This is a genomic window from Pediococcus ethanolidurans (assembly GCF_001437405.1).
GTDB classification, from domain to species: Bacteria; Bacillota; Bacilli; order Lactobacillales; family Lactobacillaceae; genus Pediococcus; species Pediococcus ethanolidurans.
Genome location: NZ_JQBY01000004.1, coordinates 92900 through 119030 on the forward strand (window position 1 = coordinate 92900; position 26131 = coordinate 119030).

Consider the following 26131-nt stretch of genomic DNA (forward strand, 5'->3'; position numbering starts at 1 on the left):
GAAATATGCAAAAATAACTACAATCGGTTCAATGGTAAATCACGTAAGACCCTTCCTTATTCAAAGATCAAACATTTAGAAAAATACTAAGTGCAGTTTTCTAAACCAATTTTTGATATCGTTTAAAGGTGTTGCACTTGATTTGACAGTCAAGAAATTTTTTTATTATTAAAACAGTTCATTTTAAGATTCTATTACTATCAATTTATTTTTGAGTCGCCTTATTCAACGTGTAAATTAGTTTGCCATCCTTAAACTTCTTAACAGGCTTTAACCGAATATAGTTATGTGTCTCAATTTGTTTTGCATTAACCTTACTTATAGCCAAAACATAATCACGGTGCCCACGATACTTAGTTTTAAATTCACACATATCTCTTAAATAACCATACTTTCGAATCGGTCCCATTCTATTTTTAAATTCTGGTTTTACCTCTTGTAACTTTAAATACTGCCTATGATCAATTGGTTTTTGATAAGTTCTAAAATAAGTAAAATTTCTTGAAACTGGACTGGTAAACAAATAACTTTTTCTTTTTCTTTCCATGAACTGATTGATTGCTTTTGTATTTTTCATTGAAAATTGACGAATATTTCCTGTCCGGTAGGGTGATGATTCTTGAAAATATTGAAATACGAAAAAAATCATTGGCAATATAGTTAATATAAGAATCAATAATATGCCAAATTGATTTTTTTCTTTTTGGGCTACAATATACATACCAAATCCACACAAAATAATGAGTGGAACATGAATCAAATTCCAGTGGGTATAATTAGGAACCACGATGAAAGTCATTGGTAGAAAAGAAATTAATGCAATTATACATATTGTTTTTATCAAATTTAGTTTTTCTGGTAAAACTCGTTTACCATATAAAATACCAACTATTGCAAAAATAATCAAAATCCATGGAAAAATCATACCAAATGGTGGCATAGTATTTCGACTAAGTCCGTCACTACCAGTTACATACATACCAAAACCAGTCACAATATTATGGAACATCGTATTTACGACATTTCCAGAAAAATTAATCAATGAGGAAGTCCTGCTCTGAGGTAAGGGTGAAATATTGAACCAAAGAAACTTAGTTGGTTGAGTAATGTGCTTGACAAAAATATTATACGCAAAATAAACTAATGGTAAAACCAACACAGTAATAACAGAAAAATACAGGATAATTGGTTTGAAAGGAAGTAAATTTTTCCAATACAAATAACAAAATAATATCGTAAGAAATATTGGTAAATAGAGCCATGTTGCAACATATCCGTATGCTGAAAAACTTATTAATGTAGCTGAAATTATGAACCAAATAAATTTTGAACTTGACTTTTTTCTTTGAAAAAAGAATAGTAACGCCAAAATAGAAAAGCTTACAAATAATGGTGCAATATTTGCGTCAAGTACCCACCGGCTCATTACATACCAACCAGGTGATGTAACAAAAGCAAGCATCATTAAAAAAGTTGCTAAATAGTTTCTACTTATATAAAAAATATAACCACACAACAAGCCAATCAATAGTAACGATAAGAAAGTCATAGGAAATCGAAAAGTAAAAAAGCTAAAGCCAAAGAATTTAACAATTGGCCGAACAATCAAGCTATATAAAATTGATTGTCCTTGTCCCCATACAGAGGAAAAATAGACTGGATGATGAAAGCCATGTATATCGGTACCGAAATGCGTAAAACTTATTACCTCATTCGCATAATTGGCCTCATCTACAAATAAAGTCGGAACTATTGATAATTTATAGAACAAAATAATCATGTATAAAATAAATAGTACAATTGTGACAGTTAAATAAACTTTGTTTTTATGCTTTTTGAAAATCATTATTACTCCCCCCATTAACAAACATGTTAAATTGTATCACAGTAAGGCTACCGAAGGATAGTATGTTTTAGCTCTATCAATCATCTCACAACTTTTTACAAACCTAATTGCTATACAAAATAAGCACAAAAAAACAGCATTGAAAGAGACTCCTAATTTTCAATACTGTTTTAGATATTTTAGCTTTTAAAAATTTGCGAATTTGACTGAAATTAATAATTTTAGTATTTTTTATTTAAATTGCTGGCCAGTTCCAGTTGTCTTTGGATAAACTGGATGCAAAAGTACTGTAGGATCTGTGATACTCTTTGTAACCGAATGTCCAGAAACTGACACAAAAGCAAAGAAAACCATAACTATTAAAGCTGCCAGTATAATCCATTTACTTGCCGTAGTCATTTTGCTCGGAAGAACTTCGCCATAAAAAAGTTTATGTGTAGCCTTTTGAGCTTCATGTTCTTCTAGCCCTTCTGCTTGGCCTACTTCCTTAGCAACCTTTTGTTCATAACCCTTAATATCAAAATTTAACTGTAGTTGCTTCTTGGTTTTTTGATAATTTGAACGTTCTGCCTTTGTCTTTTTCTTAAAGTCAGCCGAGAATTGTCGATACGCATTCACTACTTCTTCTGTGTTCCCGATCATACGTAAATCACCAAAATGAATCCATGCCGTGCGGTCACAAAGCATCTCAACCTGTTTTAAAGAATGACTTACAAAAAGAATTGTTTTACCTTCCGTTTTAAATTCATTAATCTTATCCAAACATTTTTGATAGAAGGTATCATCACCAACTGACAAAGCTTCATCAATGATTAAAATATCTGGATTAATGTGCACTGCAATTGCAAATCCAAGTCGTGAACGCATACCAGACGAATAGTCCTTTACGGGTTGATCAATAAAATCACCAATATCTGCAAATTCGATGATATCATCGCGGACAGCGTCGATTTCTTCAAACGTTAAGCCCTGCATAAGTCCTTTTAATCTGATGTTTTCTAGTCCTGTCAGACTTCTCTTTAATCCTGCACTGATAGCTACAATTGAGGTGTCACCACGAACATCCACAAATCCGGTTGTTTGTGGAATAATTCCAGAAATAATATTAGACATAGTAGACTTTCCAGAACCATTAACCCCAATAATTCCAACTGACTCACCTTTATGAATCGTTAAACTAATGCCTTTAAGTGACCAAAAATGAGGAACATCACTATTTTTTGATAGATTAAAGAAAGATTTTAATTTTTCATTCTTCGTTCTATAAAGATCATATTCTTTAGTCACATTTTTTAATTTGATCTTGTACTCTTCAGCCATAATTACATATTCTCCATTTTCTAAATCAAATCAACGAAATTAGCACGGAATTTATTATGCAAGAAAGTGCCAACTATCATCACAATGAAAACAAACATCCAAAAAACAATAGTAATCGTTAGATTAGGCTCTTGCCAAACCCATCCCTTATTTAGAAGCGATTCACGCATTCCATTAATCACATAGTAAAATGGATTTAATTCCAAGATTCGAATTAAAATAACTGGGAAATTAGATGTTGCAAAATTAAACAGTACACCACTCATATAAAACAACATTCTTAAAATAGATTGTAAAGTAATTTGCCAATCTCGAATCAGCACCGTTACCGTAGAGTTAAAAATTCCGAGTGCATATAATAATGCCATCATACAAATGAAATAATAAATAAACTGAATCCATGAAATTGTTGGAAAAATATGATTAACTAACATCAAAAAGACAGAGAATCCTAACATTGTCCAAAAACTTGTTAAATTTCCCACAATTTTTATAGATGGCAAAATACTAACTGGAAACTTCATTTTAGAAGCCAAGCCAACCTCTTGATAAACACTTTTTGATGCGTCAAGAACACTTCTATTCATAAATAGCCATGGTGTAATTCCAACCACCATCCAAGGTAAATACGGCACACCCGGCATCGGATCGCCACGTTTTAACGCAACGCCAAACACCAAATAGTAAATTCCAATCTGGATGAGAGGGTTTAAAACTTCCCAAGCTAGTCCCAAATAATGACTTTGGTACGTAGCCCTGTCACCAAACTTTGCCATTCTCCGAATAATTTTAAAGTTTTGAAATTGTTCAGAGATTATCTGATACATTGTATGCATTTCCTTAACCTCTCGTATTTAGACATTTGATAATTCACATTTTGATAGTATAGTCGATTAAATTTGTTACGTCAATGAAAGCTTGATAGATAAACGATATTCCTTATATTTGATTATATTTCATATAAGTCCATAAGCTAAAAGTGTGCTTCCATTTCCGCTTCACTCATCACTTCAACACCAAGGGTTTGTGCCTTTGTCAACTTACTTCCAGCATCAGTTCCTGCAATCAGTAAATCGGTCTTTTTAGAAACCGAGCCAGTAACATCGGCCCCTAGATCTTCAAGTTTTTCTTTTAACTCATTGCGGGTATAGTTTTCCAATTTCCCTGTTAAGACAACTTTTTTACCATTAAAATAATTATCTTCTACCTGGGTTGTCGTTGGTCCGTCATAAGTCATATTGACACCTGCTGCAACTAACTCCTCAATCGTATCTTGGGCGGCTTCACTTTGAAAGAAAGTCACGATATTAGCAGCTAAAATGTCGCCAACTGCATCAATGGCGGTTAATTCTTCTTCACTAGCCTTTGCCAATTTGTCCATTGTCAAAAAGTTTTCAGCTAAAATACGCGCCATTTTAGTTCCCACACCAGGAATTCCGATACCATTCACCAGCCGCTCCAAAGAGTTTTGTCGGCTGTTATTAATGGAATCCAATAACCCATTAATTCTTTTCTCTTTAAAATTATCCAGCTTTGCTAAGTCATCAGGATCTAAGGAATACAAATCCGAAAAACTACGGACTAGTTTATGGTCAAAGAAAACTTGAATTAAACGGGGACCCAATCCGTTAATATTCATGGCATTCCGCGAACCAAAATGCTCTAGACGAGCCACCATTTGTGCAGGACAATCTGGATTAATACAACGCAAAGCGACCTCTCCATTTAAATGAACCAGTTCGCGATCACATGACGGACAATTGGTTGGGATCTGTAATTCTTTACTATCGGCCGCTCGTTTATCCAGAATAACTTCCGTAATTTCTGGAATAATATCACCAGCCTTATGTAATTTGACAGTATCCCCTAGCCGTACACCCTTCGCCGCGATTTGATCCACATTATTAAGTGTAGCTCGGGCAACGGTTGAACCTGCTAGCTGAACAGGATCCATAATAGCAGTTGGGGTCACCACACCCGTTCGACCAACCGTCCATTCAATTTCACGAATAACCGTTAACGCCTCTTCTGGTGGGAACTTATAGGCAATCTCCCAGCGTGGCACCTTCACAGTATGGCCCAGTTGTCCTTGCAAGTCTAAATCGTTAACTTTAAGCACAATACCATCAATTCCATAAGCTAACTGATCTCGTTGCGCTTGGTACTCATCAATATATTGCCAAACTTCATCTAAGTTATGACAAACACGTTGCGTCGGATTCGTATTAAATCCTAATTCCTCCAGCATTTCAATGGCTTCATGTTGGGTAGCAACCTGCAGATCATCGAACGTGCTAATCGTGTAAATGAACGTATCTAGTTTTCGTGCTCTTGTCACTCGTGTATCAAGCTGGCGCAAACTTCCTGCAGCTGCATTCCGCGGATTAGCAAAAACAGCCTCACCACGTTCTTCTTGTTGTTTATTTAGATCGGCAAAAGCCTGTTTTGGCATATAGCATTCACCACGAACTTCAATCGACACAGGTTTGGTTAAAGTTTGTGGAATTGAGGAAATGGTCTGTAAATTTTTAGTGATGTCTTCGCCAATATTTCCATCACCACGTGTAGAGCCTCGCACTAGTTTGCCATCTTCATAAACTAAAGAAATTGCCAAACCATCAATTTTTAACTCAACATTATAATCAACCGGGTAGCCCACATTTTTTTGAATACGATCATCAAACTCTACTAGTTCTTCTTTTGAAAACACATCCCCCATTGATAACATGGGAATTTCATGACGTACTTTAGTAAATCCACTAAGCACCTCACCACCGACCCGTTGCGTGATTGAGTCCGGGGTCACAATTGAAGGAAACGCTGCTTCCAATTCTTGTAGGTCACGATACTTCGCATCATAAACACTATCTTCCACTTCAGGATTATCCTTTGTGTAGTAGTCTTTTCCCCATTGATTTAACGTTTTTCTTAATTTCTGAGCAGTATCACTTGCTTCTTGTTCAGAATATTTTGAAATTGGTTTTGGTAACGCCATTTTAATTCCTCCATATTAAAGCTAATTCAAATCGATATCGAGTTCGACGGGACAATGGTCCGAGCCAAAAATTTCATTATGAATTTTAGCATCCTGTAATTTGTCCTGTAAACTATTGGAAGCCACGAAGTAATCAATTCGCCAGCCGGCATTATGATCACGGGCGTGGAATCGATAACTCCACCACGAATAGATGCCTTCTTTATCCGGATAAAAATAACGGAAGGTATCTGTAAACCCACTTGCCAACAACTCAGTGAATTTACCTCGTTCTTCATCCGTAAACCCAGCATTGTGATGATTTGTCTTATCATTTTTAATATCAATTGGTTCATGTGCGACATTCAAATCACCACAAAAAATAACCGGTTTGGTTTTGGCTAACTCATCAACATAATGGCGAAAATCATCATCCCACGTCATGCGATAATTCAACCGTTTTAGTTTAGCTTGTGAATTGGGCGTGTAACTTGTCATCATATAAAAGTTTTTAAACTCTAAAGTAATTAACCGACCTTCATGATCATGAATATCTACACCCATGCCGTACTTTACACTGAGCGGTTTAATTTTTGTAAAAATTGCTGTTCCTGAATAGCCCTTACGATCCGCATAGTTCCAGTACTGATAATAGCCAGGCAAATCCAAATCCAATTGACCCGCTTGCATTTTGGTTTCTTGTATACAAAAAATATCAGCATCTAAAGTATTAAACGACGCCACAAAATCATGAGTAACCGCAGCTCTAATGCCATTTACGTTCCAAGAAATTAATTTCATAATTTTAATTACCTCTTTACTGAATAAGTCTCCATGGTAAGAATTATACCATTCAAAAACCTGCTTCTAAAATTAATCCATCGAGCTTTACCATAATTAAAAATCCCGCGATAAATTTCATTCGCGGGATTTTATTTAATTACCTAATTTTTTACATATTTTTCAAAATTTCAGACAATGCTGGTTGTCCAAACACATTGTAAGTCTTCTTATAATTATTGATTGTTTCTTGATCAAACTGTTCAGGATCCATTGGAATAAATGATGTATCAATTGGATCCACATTTTTAATTTTAGCATCGACAACAATTGGTTTTGTATTGCCTGCCTTTTGTAATTCATCAATCTTATCAAAAGCAGTATCCAGTGATTTTTGATCCGTAACCGTAAACCCAATTGCACCCATGTCTTTAGCAACACCAGCCCAGTTAGCACCTAATAAATCAATGCCATATGGTGCTTGTTTGGCAGCAATTTTTTCATGTTGAATAAAACCAAACACTTTATTTTCGAGCACCACATTAACAACCGGAAGTTGATACTTAACTTCAGTCAATAAGTCCTGCATCACCATTGCATAGCCGCCATCACCAGAGATTGTAACCACTTGTCGGTCTGGAAAACTTAACTTACCAGCTATTCCAGATGGTAATCCATAGCCCATTGTGGCAAACCAAGAAGACAAAGTGAACTTCTGATTTTTGTTAAGTGGCAATTGACGAATTGCCCACTCAGTATTATTACCGACATCAGCACCAAAAACAGTGTCATCTTTCGCGTGAGCCTTGACTGTTTTCATTACAGCTTCTGCAGGTAAACCTTCTGAATCATCGCTGGCTAACGTATCTATCCACCTATCCCAGTTTTGTTTATCTAATCGTGCCGCTTTTAAGAACTTAGTTGGTTCAATTGTGACATCACGTTTTAATAACTCTTGCAAAAAGTCTTTCCCATCCCCAAGAATAGCTAAATCAACGTCACGTTGTTTACCAATATCAGCCGCATTATTGTTGACCTGAATGATTTTAACGCCCTCTGGTAAAAAGCGTAAGAATGGATAATTGGTCCCAACAGAAAGCACTAAATCAGCCATTTGTGAAACTTCAAAACCAGGTTTGGTTCCTAAACGCCCACGAGATCCCATGAAATTAGGGTGATCAGTTGGCATTACCCCAGTCGCAGGCACTGTTGAAAGCACAGGTAAACTAAATTTCTCAGATACAGCCACTAATTCTTTTGTAGCACCTTTCAGCCCAACACCGGCCCAAATAATTGGATGTTTAGCTTTTTGAATGGCAGAAACAACCTGATCAATTGTGGCAGCATCAAATTTTGTATGCATTTCTTCCTTATAAATAGGGGCTGTTTTGAATTCGGTAAACTCAATTTCTTGGCCAGATAAATCGTCTGGAATAATAACAACGGCCGGACCCTTATGCGCGTATGCGGCACGAATCGCTTGATCCACGACGTATGGAATTTGTTGAGCACTGACCACTTGTTCATGAAAGACAGAAACATCAACAAACATGGGATCCTGATTCATTTCCTGAAAAAAGGATGTGTTCATGACGCCAGTTGCTGATTGACCCACAATTGCTAGAACGGGCGCATGATCCATTTTGGCATCATACAAACCATTAAATAGATGAGTAGCACCGGGGCCAGCTGAGCCAAAACTAACACCAATCTTGCCAGTTAATTTAGCATCAGCTGAAGCGGCTAAAGAACCCACCTCTTCATGACGAACCTGAATGTATTTAATTTTATCTTTTTCCTGATACAGCCCATCAACCGTATTATTGATAGAATCCGCAGTAATTCCGTAAATATGATCTACTTGCCAACTTTCTAAAACCTTTGCTAATGCTTGTCCTGCTTTCATTTTTGCCATGTTAAATGCCTCTTTTTTATTAGTATTTGTTTTTATACTTACTTTTCGTAAGTAACTAAATTCATTGTACAGACTATTAAAAAAAGAAGCAAGCTTTTTTATTTTTAAACGTAACTTTCTAAATCACCAAAAATATGAACATAAAAAATAGAAGAAAGTTCAAATTACACAACTTTCTTCCATATTAATTACCTAACAACCAGCACGGATATCGGCGAATACTTAGCCATATATGCTGCCTGGCTGCCAAAATGTTTTTCTATCCCAGACTTAGCCTGTGCACCAATCACCAACAAATCTGGTTTCACATCCTTAATAACCTCATCAACAATCACTTTACCGGGATTACCTTCTGCTACAACTGTCGACACATCTTCAACACCGAATCTCTGTGCCACTTGTTGATATTTCGCAACATGCTGCATTAATTGCTTCCGTTTTTCACTGACATAATCCTTACTCAAAGCTTGGTAAACATTCATATCATCATTCTCTGAAACGGAAACAATGACCAATCCTGCACGGTCATTCTTAGCACGATTCATCGCATATCGAAAGGCGAGTTGTGCATCCGGCGAATCGTCAACACCAACTAAAATTTTTTTAAACTCTTTTGGATTCATAAAATCTCCCCTTTATAACGACGATAATGATTGCCAAACAATTTGTAAATTTAAGATAGTTAAAGCAACTGTACATACCCACGCTAAAACATTGATCCACATTTTATTTGCAAAGCGTTCACCCATAATCTTCTTAGATGAAGTAAATATGGTTAATGGAATCATGGAAATTGGGAGAGCAATAGATAAGAAAACCTGTGAATTAACTAACAGACTGTCTAAAGCACTTTCTTTGCCACCATAAGCAATTGTACAAATTAAAACTGGAATTACAGAAATTAAACGTGTGATCAAACGACGGGCCCATAAAGGCATCTTCATATGAATAAAACCTTCCATAACGATTTGACCGGTTAAAGTTCCCGTAATTGTTGAATTTTGACCAGAAGCCAATAAAGCTACCGCAAACAAGATACTTAACACTGGACTAGCAACGGCTCCTGCTAATTGATTGTTTTGAAGGGCATCGAATAAGGAAGTAAATGTTCCTAAACCTTCGCCATGACCAAAGAACAATGCCGCACCAAGAACCAATAACAGACAGTTAATAACAAATGCACCCGTTAACTGAATGTTGGAATCCCAAGTTGAAAACTTAACTGCTTCAGCGACCGCATCTTCATCATTGTGATCAATCTTACGCGTTTGCGAAATTGATGAATGTAAGTATAAATTGTGTGGCATAACCGTTGCACCCACAATTCCTAAAGCCATGGTTAACTCACCAGGATGCAAGATTTGTGGTTTTGGTACAAAGCCACCAAACATGGCTGCCCAGTTAGGATTAGAAACACCAACTTCATAAGCAAATACGGCTAAAATCACGACAATTAAAGTCACCACAATGGCCTCAATTTTTCGAAATCCCAATTTGGTTAATAATAATAAGAGCAAAACATCAAATACGGTTAATGTAACACCTAAAACTAACGGGATTCTAAACAATAATTCCAAAGCAATGGCACCACCGATAACTTCCGCAATATCAGTGGCACAAATTGCAGCTTCAGTTGTCAGCCATAAAATAATTCCTAAAACTTTCCCGGTATGAGCACGGGTAGCCTGGGCTAGATCCATCTGCGTCACAATTCCCAGTTTAGACGCCATATATTGCAATAACATGGCGATTAAACTCGAAAGCAAGATCACAGACATCAGTAAATAGCCAAATTGTGCACCACCACCAATGGACGTTACCCAGTTACCTGGATCCATATAACCAACAGCTACTAATGCACCAGGACCGGAAAAAGCCATTAACTTTTTGAAAAAGCCGCCTTCCTTGGGCACTGGTACAGTACTATTGATTTCTTCAAGACTAGGACCGTTCGCATAATACAACAATCCGTGCTTTTTCCCATTACCAAAATCCTCTAACATATCAACAATCTCCTCCTTTTTTCAACTTCATTATAGATTAAACTCAGATATTGTAAACACTTTTTTTGGTTTCCCTAAAATAAAATAACGATAATATAACAAAAAAGTGTTTGCATGTAAATTGCAAACACCAAGCTAAACAATTTTCAGTTTAAAATAATTTTCCAACGTAGTAATGAATAAACATTGTAATAATTCCAACAACAATATTTCTTATAATGGCCCTTTTAGGAATGCCATTACCGAGACGAGCACTCAAATATCCAGTCAGTGTGACTGCAACTAAAACAGCCATAATCGTTGCTATTAATTGATAACCAGCAGGAGCAAAAGTCATTGCCACAAGTGGAAAAACACCGCCCGAAGATGCTGAAAACAATGAAGATACTGCTGCTTGCCATGGATTCAAATAATTATTTAAATTCATTCCGTATTTGATATTAACAATTGTGGCAAGTGCTCGATCCTTTTGACTTAGCAGTTCGTTGGCTATTGATTGAGCCGTATCATGATGAACGCCCTTTTCTTCGTAAAAACGAACCACGCGTTCTTTTTCATCTTCAAATTGTGTATTTAACAACAAACTTTCTTGTCCAACAACTGACTTTTCTGTATCTCTTTGCGAACTAACTGATGCAAACTCCCCTGCCGACATTGAAAATGCACACGCCAGCAAATCGGATAATCCAGCTATAAAAATTGTGAAGGAATTCGTCGTTGCAGCTGCCACACTGAACAAAACACCGACGACCGTTAAAATCCCATCATTGGCTCCTAAGACTCCTGCTCGTAAAGTGTTCAACCAGTTATCCATATTCTTGTGATTACTTAATTTTTTAAACAAAATTTTTGCCTCCTATTACGCAAATAAACTACCGATGAGATAGGTTACCAGCATTGTAATCAGTCCAGAAATAACATTTCGGACAACCCCTTTATAGCGAATGGCCTTACCAAGTACGGCCGCCAAATATCCCGTCAGTGCCAAAGCAACCGCTACGGCAGCGATTGTTAAAGGAATTTTATATTCAGGTGAAATAAACGTAATGGCTAGTAATGGCAAGAGTGAACCAGTTGGAAAAGCAATCATGGACGCCAACGCTGCAAAATAAGGATTCGTATAGTCATGAATATTAATGCCAAATTTTTCACGGACAACTGTCGTTAAACTTCCCTGGGTCATCATTTCATTCGTTGCTTTTTCAGCCAACTTCTCAGAAATACCAGAATCTAAGAATTTTTGTTTAACTGCGGCAAACTCTTTGTCGTAATCTTTTTTTAAAGCCTCTTTTTCTAATTGAACAGTATGCTGTTGCGCATCTTTTTGCGTATTAACAGAAACATACTCCCCCATTGCCATTGAAACTGTTCCGGCAATCATACCAGCAATTCCGGAAATAAAAATTGAAAAACTATTGGTTGTTGCTCCAGCAACCCCAATGACAATTCCAGCAACCGATAAAATACCGTCATTTGCACCCATCACGCTTGCTCGCATCACATTGATTTTTTGGGCTAATGACGGCGAAAATCGTCGTTGTTTTTTGTTTATAACCATATTAAAACTTCCTCTCGTTTAGAATGGTTCTAACAAATTCACTTTTATCATACTAGTTCTTTAACTTTTTGCAAATTGACTCGCTGGCGTTTCAATGTTATTTTCTAAACAAGAAAACAATCGAAATCTGTAACTTTTGGAGAAATGATCATGCCTGATTTACTAAAATACTTAGATAATTACAATCGCCCACTTACTGCAAGTTTGAACGTAGCGGATCAGATGATTCTGACCCGTTTACCTTTTTTGCCTTGGCAAGCTATTGTTTCTAAAAATTTTTCAGATGAAGTTCCTCTGCGAGATGCTTTAAAACAGTTGGAACAGCAGTTGGTTCATACTTCAGAATACGTGTTACTGCCCAACGATCGTATTCTCATTCAAAAATTACAAACCTCATTCCGTTACGAAAAAGTAAAACTTTCAGGTTTTAAAATCCAAGCTCCAGAAAATTTAGATAAACAATGCGCTGCAATTACTGTAAGTATTGATTCACACACAAAAATTATTGTCTTTCGTGGTGCGGATGGCACTACTTTAGGATGGAAATCAGATTTACGAATTATCTACGATGCGGATTCTACTACCTGGCAGGATTTTGCAGTCGACTATTTAAAACAAGTGGGCATCTTACCTTTCGATACTTTACAAGTAATCGGATTTTCTAAGGGTGGCAGTATGGCCATTTACGCGGCCAGTCATGCTAGTTCAGACATTCAAAAACGTGTTAAGCAAGTGGTCAATTTCGATGGACCACAAGTGGCTTCTAAACCAACGCAAACTGAACCAGTCAAAAGTCGTTTTCAAACTTATCTACCGCAACTGCCTTTTTTTGGGATTGGATCTGAATTCACTAATCCACCCATCATCGTAAACAGTACAGCTACTGGTATTTGGCAACATGATTTATACAGTTGGCAACTACATGATGCCATCCCCGTTGAATTAGGAAGGGCTAGTACCACGGATAACTTTTTGACACATGAATTACGACCATGGTTACGTCAGCAAAAACATGACCGTGCGCAATTATTTATTGACACTTTTTGGACAATTCTAGATAAAAGTGAAGCTGTTTCAATAAACGATTTATTAAAACATTGGCAACAAGTGACAAAAGCCTTCCGCATCCAGAGCAACTCTTGGGATCCAATGGCACGTCAAATGGGACAAAAAGCCTTGCAATCGGCATTTCAAATCATTGTGACTTTTGCGCACTTTTAACAAATCTCGGTAAACGTGGTACGCTTGTATTATGAAAACTGAAAGAGAAAAAATGACCGCTGGCGAATCTTACCAAGAATTTGATACCGAACTAATTGCAAGACGCAAGTTTATTCGGCAACAACTTCAAGAGATTAACCAGATTACTGATAATGATAATCGTAACCACCGTTTTCAAAGTTTGCTTGCTAAAACAGGCGCCAATTTCTTTGTTGAAAGTGAATTTAAATTCGATTACGGGTTTAATATTCACATTGGTGATCACTTTTATGGCAACTATGACATTACCATGTTAGATACTTGTCCTATTACCATTGGTGAACACTGCTACTTCGGTCCCAATGTTGGTTTATACACGCCCGTGCATCCACTTGATGCCAAAAGCCGAAATGCCGATGTCGAGATGGGAGCGCCAATTACCATCGGCGATAGCGTTTGGATGGGCGGTCGCGTGACCGTTTTACCAGGTGTTACCATTGGTAATCGCGTCGTCGTAGGTGCTGGTTCCGTGGTAACCAAATCGTTTCCAGATGATGTGGTTATTGTTGGTAATCCAGCCCGCATTATTCATCATTTAGATCAAGATGGTAATGTGATCAAAAACTAAATTCAATCAACGAAAAAGCGAGCGAATTCATTAGTATTTGTATAAGTCTAAAACGCTGTGCAGATATCCTGATGGGATAATTGTATTTAGCGTTTTTTTGTTTGTATTCATGAAAGATCCGCCTTATATTTTCATGAATTTTCAGATTTTATTTTCCTCGCTTTTCCGTCCGTTTGATTTTAGTTCGCTATTCTTTCAATGTCTTTTTGTTCAGTTCTTTGTATTTTTTCCATTTTTTTGTTTTAAGACAGTTTCTAGAAGCAGTTCACATTAGCTAAACACACCTAGCACAGGATTTCATTCCGCTGACGGTGCGCTTAGCCAATATGAACTTATCGCTTCTCTGCACTCACTTTTTTAGGACAGTTTCTGGAGGCAGCTTTGAACACCTAAACACACCTAGCGCGGGACTTCATCCCGCTGACGGTGCGCTTAGGTAATATGAACTTATCGCTTCTCTGCACTCACTTTTTAGGACAGCTTCTGGAGGCAGTTTTGAGTACCTAAACACACCTAGCGCGGGACTTCATCCCGCTGACGGTGCGCTTAGGTACTCAAAACTAGACGCCTCCCTACACTCACTTTTTTAGGACAGTTTCTGGAGGCAGTTTTGAGTACCTAAACACACCTAACGCAGGATTCCATCCCGCTGACGGTGCGTTTAGGTACTCAAAACTAGACACCTCCCTACACTCACTTTTTTTAGGACAGTTCCTGGGAGCATGTGTTGAGAAATAGGCGCGCCTACTGCGGAATACAATTCCGCCTACAGCGCCCCTATTTCTCAACACATAGTCGCTCCCCTACACTCACTTATACTATTAGGAGGATCATTATTTTACACCATAGAAATATCGACCGCACCGTCTTCATACCTACCGTTAGTCTCTTCGCCCTTGTCTCACTTGGGCTCATTCTTGGAGGTTCCAACCTTCGTGTCGTTCTCAGCAACGTCATGAACGGCATCACCGCCCACATGTCTTGGGCTTACCTTGGCATCTACATCATTAATTTCATATTCTTTATCTACCTTGCCTTCAGTCATTTTGGCAAAATCAAACTTGGTCACGCCAATGACAAACCCGAATACAGCAGCTTTCAATGGGGCAGCATGGTCTTTGCAACCGCCATTGACGCCAGCATTCTCATGCTCAGCATGGTTGATCCCTTACGTTATGTCCAAAGTCCCGTTTTTGGTGATAAACCCTATTCTGCCGCCGCTTATGGTGACGCCCACATGTTGGGGCAATTCAATTGGGGACCCATGGCTTGGATGATGTTTGCCTCTGCAACCATTGCCATTGCCTACGTAATGTATGTACGTAACGTTCATGTTATGCGAATTAGTTCCGCCATTTCATTTCTAAAAGGTCCCGAACATTATAAAAAAGTCGTGCGCCAAATTATCGACTTTCTAGTTGTTTTCGGCATTATGGGTGGCATCGGTTCATCAGTTGGTATGGAAATCCCTGTGCTTTCAAAAATTATTAATCAATTAACTGGAATTCCTGATAACTTATTTTTAAAACTGTTTATGTTTTTAATTCTCTTTTTAATTTTTGCTGTGACCGTTTTTCACGGTATTAAAGGCGGTATCGACAAACTTAGTGCTGCGCATATTTGGACAGCCATTGGGTTCTTACTGATTGTTTTGTTTGTCGGTCCAACTCTGACTATTTTCCGTGACGAAGGTAACAGTTTACGTTTAATGGTAGAGAAATTCATTACCATGAGTGCCAGCACTACAACTAATGGTAAGCCCGGCGTGGCCCAACAAGAAACCATCTTCTATTGGGGATGGTGGTTGTCATATATGCCTGTTATGGGATTGTTTATTGCGCGGATTTCGCGTGGACGAACTATTCGTCAGGTTGTTGTGGGTATGTTAACTTATGGGGCACTTGGCTGCATGAGTTTCTATGCTATTTTGGGTGGCTATTCACTTTACTTACAACAAACTGGTGTGATTAATTTAGTTCACATTTTAAATACTCAAGGACAGGCGGCTGCAATTGCTGCGGTCATAAGTACGTTGCCGTTAAAAATGTTAATGTTAGTTATTTATAGTATTTCTTGTTTTATTTTCTTGGCAACGACAATTTCGTCGTCGGCTTTCATTGTTTCGTCGTTTACTAGTAAGCACTTGGAACCAGGTGAACAGCCGAGTCAGTTTAACCGATTGATTTGGGTGATTGTGTTCATTATTTTTTCGTTTGGTATTGTGTTTGTTGGCGGATTTAAAACGGTGCAGGCGATCAGTTCGATTGCTGGGTTCCCATTGATTGCGGTTTGTGCGCTGCTGTTGTTGTCAATTTGGCAGATGATTCATAAGGATCAAAGGGTGACGCAGGCAAAGAAGGAAACAGTGTTGTTCTTGCCGCATGTTTCACCGGAAATTATTCGAAAGCGAAAGCACGTGCAGGTGACGTTGGAGAGTTATTTGAGCGATTAAAAAAGAGTGCTAAGGGGAGGCGTTTAGCTTCCGAGCATAGCCTAGAAGCTCCAATGCTTCGGTTTAGGAATCGTTGGAGTTTCGTAGTTAGGCGGAGGAAGCTGCTCTTTTTTGCACGTTTCGGATATAAATGATATGTAGCGATCCCAATTATTAAACAAAAACAAAAGCCAAAATAAATATCAAGATCGAGGCAAACCAACCTCGATCTTTTTTAAACCCCAAAAATCACTATTTATCTTCGTAATTGACCAGAATAGACATGGATGTTGTATAATCAAGGAAAGTTCATGGGGGAGTATGTTCAATGACAAGTCAATTAATAAAAATCACAAAAAAACTGTATAAGCAGAACTTCTATCAGGCAATTCTTTCGGCATTATGGTTAATTTTTCCGCTAGAATTTGTTGCCGTCACTTTTCATATTATTTATGAAATTTGTTTTCATCGAAATGGCATTTTAGAGGTTATCTTGAATCTTCATACTAACCTACCTGGTTTTTACGTTATTTCCTACCTTCTAAAATCAACAAATGACTTAACCTTTATCACAATTTCACTGTTATTAGCCTTTTTTACGGCTGAAAATCTATTTGAATTGCGTTCAAAACTATCCCATGAACACTTAGCTGGTATTACCAGTCTTTTTATCTACTTTCTCCTCATCGTTGAAACTGCTCCTAGTCTTGATTTCCCTCAAATTACAGAGGTCGCTGGCAATCTTCTCATCCCGATTGTCATTGGTTTGCTGACCGGTTACGGTTATAGTCTTTTAGCAAAGAATTCACATATCAAACTAACAGTCAGTTATTGGGCAACCAATCGCCTAATTATCATTTTTAGCCTCTTGATTGTTTTGATTGGCGCAATTAGTTTCATCGTTTATCAAACGCAACTATTCCCTAATTATCTTTCTCAACAACTTCAAAACTTAATTCAAGTTGGTAATCGTCCTTCATTTTGGAAAATTATTTTAGCAACTTTTCTGAGTAATATTGGTCACTTTTTTGGCGTGATTAACGACTTTACTACAACGATTGGCAATCATTTTTCCTCTGGAACAGTTAATTTAGCCTATCTAGCTGATCATCATAATCTTTGGAAAATCCCGTACCCAATTACATTACATTCTTTATATGATTCATATGGTGCACTCGGCGGCAACGGCATGTTGCTAGCTTTGGCGGGAACCATTCTTATGCGTGTCAAAAACCAGCGTGCTCGCTTAGTGGCCGGATTATCCTTTACCCAAACTTTATTTGATCAGGGGGAAGCACTCATGATTGGCATTCCAATTTTGTTTAACCCTTTGTTTCTCATCCCCTTTCTCGTAGCACCTATTGTCAGTATGAGCATTGGCTATTTAGCCATTGTTGTCCATCTGGTCCCGGCTTCGGCATACGTAATTCCTTATGCAACACCTAGTATTTTACGTGCATTTTTAGGCACTAACGGGAACTTTGGCGCCCTTTTTATCAGTTTGCTCAGCCTGGTGATTTCCGGATTAATTTACTATCCATTCGTCTCATTAATTGATCAACTGACAGCTAAAAAGGAGGATGACCCCCATGCTTAAATGGTTACGCCCCTTAGTACTACTTTTATTAATTGGTCTGCTTGGCATTTTTGGTCTTCGCTGGACCCAACAAAATATGCGTAATGCAATCCCTTCCGCAAACTCACGGGTATCACCCATTATTTTGGTACCCGGCAGTAGCGCCACCCAAGAGCGCTTTGACGCTATGGTAAATGAGTTAAACAACAAAACTAAAACAACCAGCAGTCTTCTCAAAGTAACCGTGCACACCGATAACCATCTTTCCTATAGTGGTACCTTCGAACCCGGGCGTAGTCACCCGTACATTGTGATTGCTTTTGAAAATAATGACGACGGCTATTCAAACATCAAAAAACAAGCGGCTTGGTTCAATCATGCCATGACTATCTTGAGTACAAGATATCACTTTAATCATTTTTCAGCTATTGGTCATTCCAATGGTGGGTTAGTTTTAACACGTTATCTGGAAAAATATTTTAATCAGCAAAAAATGCGTATTAATACTTTGATGACAATTGCTTCACCGTATAATTTCTCGGAAACCAACATTGATAAACGGACTCAAATGTTGACTGATTTGATTCATGATAACAAAAAGATTCCTAGTAATTTGGTTATGTATTCTGTTGCCGGCACCGAAAATTACAACAACGATGGAACAGTACCGTTTGCGAGTGTTGAAGCTGGCAAGTACATTTTTCAAAAACAAGCCAAAAACTATACTCAAATCACAGTTACTGGCGAAGATACTACTCACCATGACTTACCACAAAATGGCGAAATCGTTAGTTTAATTCAACAGTATGTCCTGCATATTTCTGATACTAAACAGCGACCAGATGTTAATGTTCGTCATTAGCAAAGTTGAATATTAGATTACAGCTTTAACTTAATTCTGCCCTAAAAAAGTTGGACTTTAAAAATGAGTTATATGTACTATTTTGATAGAATCATAGTGTAATAACTAAAAAAATAACTGCTTTTCATCAAATGGCGTTATACTAATACGGTGCAAGGAATTGCACTTAAAATTGGATAGAAAGAGGCCAGTATTTTGGATAAAGTAAACCAAAAAAGTACAACGCGTTATGCGTCTATGGATATAAAAGATGTCTATAAGTACTTTGATACTAAAGAATCAGGTTTATCTTCAGAACAAGCAGCTGGATTACTAAAAAAATTTGGACCGAACACGATCCAGCGGAACAAAAAACAATCCCAGGTTAAAGCCTTTTTAAAAAACTTCACAAGTTTAATGGCCATTTTACTTTGGATTAGTGGTTTCATTGCGATTTTCGCACAAATGGTTGAATTAGGAATTGCCATTTGGGCCGTCAATGTAATCAATGGTATTTTCAGTTATTGGCAGGAGCATCAGGCTCAAAAAGCGACAAATTCGCTCTTAAAAATGTTGCCGACCTATGCCCAGGTTCTGCGGGATGGTAAACCAAAACAAATTAACTCAGAAGATTTGGTTCCTGGTGATGTTTTCATCATTCAGGCTGGTAATAGTATTTCAGCGGATGCCCGCATCATTCAGTCCACCTCACTTCAGGTTGACGAATCGGCACTTACTGGTGAATCTGTTTTGGTCAGCAAACAAGTCAAGTACTCACATGGTGTCGGGCGTTTTGCCGAATCAAACTTAGTATTTGCGGGAACTGTTGCTGGTAGCGGAACTGCAACTGCTGTGGCGGTCGCCACTGGTATGCACTCAGAATTTGGTAAAATCGCCAAACTAACTCAGAGTCAAAAACACCACGCAAGTCCACTAGAAGTTGAATTGAATCACTTAACCCGTCAATTATCGTTAATTGCTATTTTAATCGGTGCGATTTTCTTCGTTGCCGCAATCTTTTTTGTTCATTATCCAATTGCCAAATCGTTTATTTTTGCTTTGGGAATGATCGTGGCCTTTATTCCAGAAGGCTTATTACCAACTGTAACCCTTTCATTAGCACAAGGGGTCACTCGCATGGCAAAAAAACACGCCTTGGTTAAAGATTTAAACAGCGTTGAAACCCTTGGTGAGACAACGGTTATCTGTTCAGATAAAACTGGAACCTTAACGCAAAATCAAATGACCATTAATCATCTTTGGTTGGCTAGTCATGAATATACCGTCAACGGTGAAGGCTATGTCAACAACGGTCATATTCAACTAGATGGAAAAGATATTGATATCTGCAAACAACCAGATTTACAAATTTTGTTAAGAGTTGCCACCCTTAACAACGACACTAAGGTAGAAGCTCCAAAAACTGACGGTGATAACCCTAAGATTATTGGAACCCCTACTGAAGCTGCACTAATCATTTTGTCGGAAAAAGCCGGAATCAATTTGGAAGAAGAAACCAAAAAGTTCCCTCGAATTGGTGCCTTACCTTTTGATTCAGATCGAAAACGCATGTCCACTTTCCATAAAGTGGCTGATAAAACTACTATTTGTGTCAAAGGGTCATTAGATGGTATTTTGCCAATCAGTAAAACCATCCTAGACAACGGCAAAATTCGGCCAATTACAGATGCTGATAAGGAACAAATCAATCAAGCAGATAAAAAATACGCAGCTCAAGGGTTACGTTCCTTGGCAATTGCTTATCGAGATGCTTCCGATGCTAATTTGCCAGATGATCCTAAAGATTGGACAATTGAAGAAACTGAACAACATCTAACTTTCGTTGGTTTAACGATTATGGCGGATCCTCCTCGTCCAGAAATTTTTGAGGCCGTTCATAAGTGCCACGAAGCAAGCATTCGAATTATCATGGTAACCGGTGATAGTTCTTTAACAGCTAAAAGTATTGCCGTAAAAATCGGAATTAATACTGATAAAGCACGAGTGATTACCGGTGATGAACTAGCAGAAATGCACACTGCGGACCTTAAAGAAGCCTTAAAAGGCGAAGTTATTTTTGCCCGTGTTGCACCTGAACAAAAGTATCGTATCGTCACTACTCTCCAAAGTAACGGCGAAATTGTGGCTTCCACTGGCGATGGTGTCAATGATGCACCTGCCCTCAAAAAAGCTGACATTGGGGTTGCCATGGGTGTTACGGGAACCGATGTTGCCAAGGATGCTGCGGACATGATTTTAACCGATGATAACTTTGCTTCAATTGTAGCCGCAATCGAAGAAGGCCGCACTGTTTATAGTAACCTGCAGAAGTTCCTTCTATATATTTTAAATAGTAATATGCCAGAAGCTGCTCCTTCGATTTTATTCCTGTTTTCACGTGGTTTAATTCCGTTACCATTGACCGTTATGCAGATCTTAACAGTTGATTTAGGTACTGATATGCTCCCAGCGCTTGGCCTTGGTGCTGAACAAAGCGAACCCGGAATTATGAAACAACCACCACGCTTACGAACTGCTCATCTGCTTAATCGTGGCATTATTCTTAAAGCCTTTGCTTGGTATGGTATGGTGGCTTCAGTCATTTCAACCATTGGTTACTTCTTTGTCAACAGTCAACATGGCTGGCCAAATGTGGCTCTAGCAGCATCTGGTTCTGTTTATCAAGAAGCCACAACCATGACATTGGCAGCTATCGTCTTTTGTCAAATTGCGGCAGCTATTAACTGTCGAACGAAAGACTCGTCCGTTTTCAGCATTGGGTTATTTAGTAACCGTCGTATTTGGGGTGGTATTATCTTTGAAGTTATCTTGCTAACCCTTTTGATTTACGTGCCATTTCTACAAGGGCTGTTTAATACAGCTCCAATCGACTGGCATGATTGGCTCTTACTTTTCTGTATTCCAATTCCACTTGTTTTAATTGAAGAAGGACGTAAACTCTTTATGCGAAAACGGATTCGAGCATAACTAACAAACTTTTAAATTCAAAAATAAAGTCAGGAAAATTTCTGACTTTATTTTTATACACAAAATTAATTTTTGAAATCAAAAACCGTGGTATCATAAGGTATCAAAAATTGTTAATTGAAATGGAGAGATGTTTGATGAGCGCTTTAACTGAAACTTTTGAGCTCCGTAATGGTGTTAAGATTCCTAAAGTTGGCTTTGGAACCTGGCAAATTCCTGATGGTGAAGTTACTTACAGTTCTGTCAAAAACGCATTGGCTGCTGGGTATCGTCACATTGATACCGCTTGGCAGTATGGAAATGAAGCAAGTGTGGGTAAAGCTATTCGTGATTCAAAAATTCCTCGTGATCAAATTTTTGTGACCACTAAATTACCAGCTAAAAGTAAAACTTATGCCGATAGCCTCCACTTTTTTGAAGAGTCTATTCAAAACCTTGGATTAGATTATGTTGATCTCTTTTTAATTCATGCACCATGGCCATGGGATGAAATGGGTGCCGATTACTCTAAAGAAAACGTTGAAGTTTGGCGGGCTATGGAAGAAATCTATAAATCTGGTCGTGCGAAAGCAATTGGAATTTCTAATTTTAATGTTCAAGATCAAAAGAACATCTTAGAACATTGCGACATTGAACCCATGGTTAACCAGCTTCAATATTATATTGGCTATACAGAACCCGGTAACGTAAGATTTGCCAAACAAAGTGGCATGTTAGTCGAAGCTTTCTCACCTTTGGCAACCGGCTATCTGTTGCATAACCAAGAAGTTGGTGATATTGCTAAAAATAATCACGTGTCAGTTGCGCAATTGGCAATCAAGTATTGCTTACAACATAATATTCTCCCCTTACCTAAGGCGATCAATCCTGCGCATATCGAAGAAAATACGCACTTAGATTTTGTGATTCCGGATGAAGACATGGAAACATTGGATAGTCTGGTCGACACTGCACCAGGTGAAGATCACAACGAATAGCCTAAAATATACAGAGATAAAAAAGGAGTTTTGAACGTTTGTCATCAAACGTCCAAACTCCTTTTTATAAGCTCAAACAATCATATCTGCAATAATTTCATCGACATTCGACAAAATCTTCGGACCACAATTAGTGATTTTTTTCATTTTACGTTCCTGAAGGTCCACTGAAATAAATTGTTCTGTCATAATCACCCCATGCACCTCCGGAACCAGGCCAGTCAATTTTACATGCAACGGATAATTTTTATCATGCGACGTAATCGGAATTACCGTTGCAAATCCACGCCACCATCAACTCGTAAAACTTGACCGGTCACAAATTCATTTTCCATACAGTACAAATAGGCCGACGCCACCTCAGCAATCGTTCCTACCCTATTCAAAGGCACATTCTTCGCAAACGTCTTCTTTTGTTTCTCTAACTCGGTAGTTGTTAATCCGCGCCATAAACCAGTTGGTGTCCACGTTGGAGAAACCGCGTTAACCCGAAAATTTGGCGCCAACTCAACCGCTAAACCTGCTACCATTGTATTAATCGCCTGATTACCCACAATTGCACCAGAAGCGTCACTTGGATGACCACCGGAACCAGAAGTGAAAATAAGTGAGCCTTGCTGGTTCAGATGCTTACTCGCAATTTTAGCAAGTTGTAAATTCACGAAAAACTTATCCTCAATGGTTTTACGAATTAACGTCATTGAAGCATCCAAAAAGCCGCCACCCATGGCACCCCCAAGTGTCGAAATAACATGATCAAAGGGTTCTTGTTTTTCAAAAAACGAGGTTAATGATTCCAAATTTTGCGCATCAAACGCTTGTCCCGATAACTTTGAATATTTTGTCGTGTTCTCAGTTAAAAACCGCTCTAATCGTTCCTGACTGTGACCAACTACTTGCACATTCGCGCCCTTTTTCAAAGCTAGTTTGGCAACCTCAGCCCCAAATCCAGACGTGCCACCAATAATTAAAATATTTTTGTCTTTTAAGTTCATTTCTGTTCTCCCAATCAGTTATTGCCCTCATTATAAAGAACCCAAAATTGAATTACGAACATTTAACTTAACTTAAAAAATTTTGTACCATTGTAAGGCCACACTGATATTGGGATTAGCTGTGTAGAACAAGGTATCGACGCCACCAAGTTGCATCCCTTGTTTCTGATAAAACTGGCAAGCGTTTAAATTGTCGTCTTGAGCTTCCAATTGTAAGCCAATATATCCATTATCACGCGCCCATTTTTCGGCCGCATCAAATAATTGTTGACCAATACCGGCATGTCTGTGACCGGCTTGAATTGCAATGTTTTCAATATAACAAAATTTGTTCCAGTTTTTAAACATACGTATTTGTCCCACATTTTGACCATCCAAATAGGCAAAATATAATTGTTTTTGTGTATTCGTCAAATAAGATTCATCCGGTTTTTCGGCGGGAAATTTTGTTGTTTTGACATTTTCAAATGGTGCTTCTTGAATTGTCCATTTACCATTTTTTAACGTTGGAATCACCCGACCAGTCAACTCAAATTGGGTATTAGAACGATCCCAATCCATTAGGTTTTCTTTATTTAAAGCAACTATTTTAAGCATTTTACGTAACTACTTCCTTTATTTGTTTATTGTGCAAAGTATACCACTTTGAAGGATGCCTACTTTTGGCTTACTATTAAAGTTAGCCTACTAAGAGAGAGGGACTGCAATTGAATTCAACTAAAGTCAATGATGCCCGCTATAAACTATCGCCATTTAAACACTTAACTGCTGAACAACTGAACTTGAAAAATAAAATCATGACTTTTATTTCGGCTCACATCAACAAAAGTAACCCTGCCATTTTTACAATTTACGGTGAAGCTGGTACTGGTAAAAGTGTTGTCCTAAGTCAAATCTTTAATGATTTACAAACGGTAAGCCGTAGCGGTTCAGAAAAACCACTTGCTAAAACGAAAAATATTTTTCTTGTGAATCATCCTGAAATTTTAAAAATTTATCAAGAAATTGCTGGTGAGCAGCCCAATTTATATAAAAAGGATTTTGATCGCCCCACTACCTTCATTAACCGCCGCCATAAAGATCAGGTCATTTACGATATCACTGTCATTGATGAAGCCCATCTGCTGCTGTCGCGTCCCGATCGCTACAATAACTTTGATCAACAAAACCAACTAGCTGAAATCATTAAATACAGTAAAATTGTTATTTTAGTTTTTGATGAAAATCAAGTTTTAAAAACTAAAAGCTATTGGGATCGACAACGATTAAATCAAATTGTTCAAATCTATCCTCATGAAAATTATGTTTTGCACGATCAATTTCGTATGCAAGTGGATTCTCAATTGATTACTTGGATAGATGATTTTACTCATGGTAAGATTGATTCACTTTCAAAACAACGTGCGAATCACTTTGATTTTCGTGTTATGAATGATGCTAACGATATGTATCAATTAATTAAAAAACAAAATCAAAAATTTGGTTTATCACGCATTGTCTCGACTACTGGTTACCCCTCAAAATTGGATGGCGGCAAACACTACATTGTCGAGGGCAACTTTAAGTTACCATGGGATCAATACAATTATTCACGGCAGGCTTGGGCAGAAAAACCGGAAACTATTAATGAAGTGGGCTCAATTTATACTGTTCAGGGATTTGATTTAAATTATGTCGGTGTAATTTTGGGACCACCCATTGAATATGATCCCCGTACAGACGGTGTGACAGTCAATTTAGATAAAGTGACCGACAGCGAAATTTTCAAAAAACGGGCTGACTTATCGGATCCAGTAGAACTGACTAAAATTAAAAAAAGACTCATTATGAATACTTTGAATGTTCTACTAAAACGTGGTGTTCACGGCCTCTATATCTATGCTAGTCAACCTGCATTAAGGAAACGACTTGCGCAAATTTAATCAGAATTTTTCTGCTGCATTAGATCAAAAAAGCAACGAAATCATTCGAAATGATTTCGTTGCTTTTTCTAAATAACTAATGGTTGAAAGTACAAAAACACATCTCGTTGTCTGATACAAAAGCGTTCATGTTAACAAAGTTAGATTAAAGTGCCGTCTTCCAGCAAATTTGGGCTG

21 protein-coding genes are annotated in these 26131 nt (G+C 37.9%); 8 read left to right on the forward strand and 13 right to left on the reverse strand.

All coding sequences use genetic code 11. The annotated features are described in order from the left end of the window. Positions 1-205: 205 nt before the first annotated feature. From IV87_RS02770 to IV87_RS02815, 10 genes are all read right to left on the reverse strand, one after another. Positions 206-1846, reverse strand: a complete 1641-nt coding sequence (locus IV87_RS02770) for a hypothetical protein (protein ID WP_057805382.1) — start codon at positions 1844-1846, stop codon at positions 206-208. Between the two features lie 231 nt (positions 1847-2077). Beyond that, positions 2078-3166 carry an ABC transporter ATP-binding protein gene (locus tag IV87_RS02775; RefSeq protein ID WP_057805383.1) on the reverse strand — a complete coding sequence of 363 codons (1089 nt, stop codon included), beginning with the start codon at positions 3164-3166 and terminating at the stop codon, positions 2078-2080. Positions 3167-3186: 20 nt separating this feature from the next. Then, complete coding sequence (locus tag IV87_RS02780; protein WP_057805384.1) at positions 3187-4002, reverse strand: ABC transporter permease; 816 nt, start codon at positions 4000-4002, stop codon at positions 3187-3189. Positions 4003-4139: 137 nt separating this feature from the next. After that, a complete protein-coding gene (gene ligA, locus IV87_RS02785) occupies positions 4140-6161 on the reverse strand; it encodes an NAD-dependent DNA ligase LigA (protein ID WP_057805385.1) in 2022 nt (673 codons plus the stop codon). A 21-nt stretch (positions 6162-6182) separates the two neighbouring features. Continuing rightward, positions 6183-6941 carry an exodeoxyribonuclease III gene (locus IV87_RS02790; protein WP_057805386.1) on the reverse strand — a complete coding sequence of 253 codons (759 nt, stop codon included), beginning with the start codon at positions 6939-6941 and terminating at the stop codon, positions 6183-6185. A 151-nt stretch (positions 6942-7092) separates the two neighbouring features. Then, positions 7093-8835, reverse strand: coding sequence for a thiamine pyrophosphate-dependent enzyme (locus IV87_RS02795; RefSeq protein ID WP_057805387.1), 1743 nt, complete (start codon positions 8833-8835; stop codon positions 7093-7095). 188 nt (positions 8836-9023) lie between these two features. Then, on the reverse strand, positions 9024-9458 hold the full coding sequence (locus IV87_RS02800; RefSeq protein ID WP_057805388.1) for a universal stress protein: 435 nt from the start codon (positions 9456-9458) through the stop codon (positions 9024-9026). Between the two features lie 12 nt (positions 9459-9470). Then, the gene (locus IV87_RS02805; protein WP_057805389.1) at positions 9471-10838 is read right to left on the reverse strand and encodes an Nramp family divalent metal transporter; all 1368 of its coding nucleotides are present in this window, start codon (positions 10836-10838) and stop codon (positions 9471-9473) included. Positions 10839-10989: 151 nt separating this feature from the next. Next, positions 10990-11652 carry a VIT1/CCC1 transporter family protein gene (locus IV87_RS02810; RefSeq protein ID WP_057805402.1) on the reverse strand — a complete coding sequence of 221 codons (663 nt, stop codon included), beginning with the start codon at positions 11650-11652 and terminating at the stop codon, positions 10990-10992. 45 nt (positions 11653-11697) lie between these two features. Continuing rightward, positions 11698-12396, reverse strand: coding sequence for a VIT1/CCC1 transporter family protein (locus tag IV87_RS02815; RefSeq protein ID WP_057805390.1), 699 nt, complete (start codon positions 12394-12396; stop codon positions 11698-11700). Positions 12397-12546: 150 nt separating this feature from the next. On the opposite strand from IV87_RS02815, the gene IV87_RS02820 reads away from it, so the two are divergent. The 7 genes from IV87_RS02820 (at position 12547) to IV87_RS02850 (ending at position 23037) form a co-directional block, all read left to right on the forward strand. Continuing rightward, positions 12547-13617 carry an Mbeg1-like protein gene (locus IV87_RS02820; RefSeq protein WP_057805391.1) on the forward strand — a complete coding sequence of 357 codons (1071 nt, stop codon included), beginning with the start codon at positions 12547-12549 and terminating at the stop codon, positions 13615-13617. Positions 13618-13645: 28 nt separating this feature from the next. Next, positions 13646-14224 (forward strand): sugar O-acetyltransferase, encoded by a 579-nt coding sequence (locus tag IV87_RS02825; protein WP_057805392.1) that lies wholly within the window; start codon positions 13646-13648, stop codon positions 14222-14224. Between the two features lie 871 nt (positions 14225-15095). Then, positions 15096-16676: a BCCT family transporter gene (locus tag IV87_RS02830; protein WP_057805403.1), complete on the forward strand. Its 1581-nt coding sequence runs from the start codon at positions 15096-15098 to the stop codon at positions 16674-16676. Positions 16677-16983: 307 nt separating this feature from the next. Continuing rightward, on the forward strand, positions 16984-18252 hold the full coding sequence (locus tag IV87_RS02835; RefSeq protein ID WP_057805393.1) for a PTS transporter subunit EIIC: 1269 nt from the start codon (positions 16984-16986) through the stop codon (positions 18250-18252). Continuing rightward, entirely contained in the window at positions 18245-19093 is an 849-nt protein-coding gene (locus IV87_RS02840; protein WP_082623500.1) for an alpha/beta hydrolase, read from the forward strand. The genes IV87_RS02835 and IV87_RS02840 overlap by 8 nt, the downstream gene beginning before the upstream one ends. A gap of 237 nt (positions 19094-19330) precedes the next feature. Then, positions 19331-22060, forward strand: a complete 2730-nt coding sequence (locus tag IV87_RS02845; protein ID WP_057805404.1) for a cation-translocating P-type ATPase — start codon at positions 19331-19333, stop codon at positions 22058-22060. 137 nt (positions 22061-22197) lie between these two features. After that, entirely contained in the window at positions 22198-23037 is an 840-nt protein-coding gene (locus IV87_RS02850; protein ID WP_057805395.1) for an aldo/keto reductase family protein, read from the forward strand. A 72-nt stretch (positions 23038-23109) separates the two neighbouring features. Here the strand turns inward: IV87_RS02850 and IV87_RS10875 are convergent, their stop codons facing one another. The 3 genes from IV87_RS10875 to IV87_RS02860 all read right to left on the reverse strand — a co-directional run bounded on the left by IV87_RS10875 (position 23110) and on the right by IV87_RS02860 (position 24629). After that, positions 23110-23274, reverse strand: coding sequence for a hypothetical protein (locus tag IV87_RS10875; RefSeq protein ID WP_307724346.1), 165 nt, complete (start codon positions 23272-23274; stop codon positions 23110-23112). Positions 23275-23306: 32 nt separating this feature from the next. After that, the gene (locus IV87_RS02855; protein WP_057805396.1) at positions 23307-24032 is read right to left on the reverse strand and encodes an SDR family oxidoreductase; all 726 of its coding nucleotides are present in this window, start codon (positions 24030-24032) and stop codon (positions 23307-23309) included. 72 nt (positions 24033-24104) lie between these two features. Further along, complete coding sequence (locus IV87_RS02860; RefSeq protein ID WP_057805397.1) at positions 24105-24629, reverse strand: GNAT family N-acetyltransferase; 525 nt, start codon at positions 24627-24629, stop codon at positions 24105-24107. Positions 24630-24739: 110 nt separating this feature from the next. On the opposite strand from IV87_RS02860, the gene IV87_RS02865 reads away from it, so the two are divergent. Beyond that, positions 24740-25954 carry a DUF2075 domain-containing protein gene (locus tag IV87_RS02865; RefSeq protein WP_057805398.1) on the forward strand — a complete coding sequence of 405 codons (1215 nt, stop codon included), beginning with the start codon at positions 24740-24742 and terminating at the stop codon, positions 25952-25954. Positions 25955-26131 lie beyond the last annotated feature (177 nt).

Excerpts from the sequence above, each read along its gene's own strand:
- IV87_RS02770 (WP_057805382.1), bottom strand. The coding sequence starts at position 1,846 with ATGATTTTCAAAAAGCATAAAAACAAAGTTTATTTAACTGTCACAATT.
- IV87_RS02775 (WP_057805383.1), bottom strand. The coding sequence starts at position 3,166 with ATGGCTGAAGAGTACAAGATCAAATTAAAAAATGTGACTAAAGAATAT.
- IV87_RS02780 (WP_057805384.1), bottom strand. The coding sequence starts at position 4,002 with ATGCATACAATGTATCAGATAATCTCTGAACAATTTCAAAACTTTAAA.
- ligA (WP_057805385.1), bottom strand. The coding sequence starts at position 6,161 with ATGGCGTTACCAAAACCAATTTCAAAATATTCTGAACAAGAAGCAAGT.
- IV87_RS02790 (WP_057805386.1), bottom strand. The coding sequence starts at position 6,941 with ATGAAATTAATTTCTTGGAACGTAAATGGCATTAGAGCTGCGGTTACT.
- IV87_RS02795 (WP_057805387.1), bottom strand. The coding sequence starts at position 8,835 with ATGGCAAAAATGAAAGCAGGACAAGCATTAGCAAAGGTTTTAGAAAGT.
- IV87_RS02800 (WP_057805388.1), bottom strand. The coding sequence starts at position 9,458 with ATGAATCCAAAAGAGTTTAAAAAAATTTTAGTTGGTGTTGACGATTCG.
- IV87_RS02805 (WP_057805389.1), bottom strand. The coding sequence starts at position 10,838 with ATGTTAGAGGATTTTGGTAATGGGAAAAAGCACGGATTGTTGTATTAT.
- IV87_RS02810 (WP_057805402.1), bottom strand. The coding sequence starts at position 11,652 with ATGGATAACTGGTTGAACACTTTACGAGCAGGAGTCTTAGGAGCCAAT.
- IV87_RS02815 (WP_057805390.1), bottom strand. The coding sequence starts at position 12,396 with ATGGTTATAAACAAAAAACAACGACGATTTTCGCCGTCATTAGCCCAA.
- IV87_RS02820 (WP_057805391.1), top strand. The coding sequence starts at position 12,547 with ATGCCTGATTTACTAAAATACTTAGATAATTACAATCGCCCACTTACT.
- IV87_RS02835 (WP_057805393.1), top strand. The coding sequence starts at position 16,984 with ATGACAAGTCAATTAATAAAAATCACAAAAAAACTGTATAAGCAGAAC.
- IV87_RS02840 (WP_082623500.1), top strand. The coding sequence starts at position 18,245 with ATGCTTAAATGGTTACGCCCCTTAGTACTACTTTTATTAATTGGTCTG.
- IV87_RS02845 (WP_057805404.1), top strand. The coding sequence starts at position 19,331 with ATGGATATAAAAGATGTCTATAAGTACTTTGATACTAAAGAATCAGGT.
- IV87_RS02850 (WP_057805395.1), top strand. The coding sequence starts at position 22,198 with ATGAGCGCTTTAACTGAAACTTTTGAGCTCCGTAATGGTGTTAAGATT.
- IV87_RS02855 (WP_057805396.1), bottom strand. The coding sequence starts at position 24,032 with ATGAACTTAAAAGACAAAAATATTTTAATTATTGGTGGCACGTCTGGA.
- IV87_RS02860 (WP_057805397.1), bottom strand. The coding sequence starts at position 24,629 with ATGCTTAAAATAGTTGCTTTAAATAAAGAAAACCTAATGGATTGGGAT.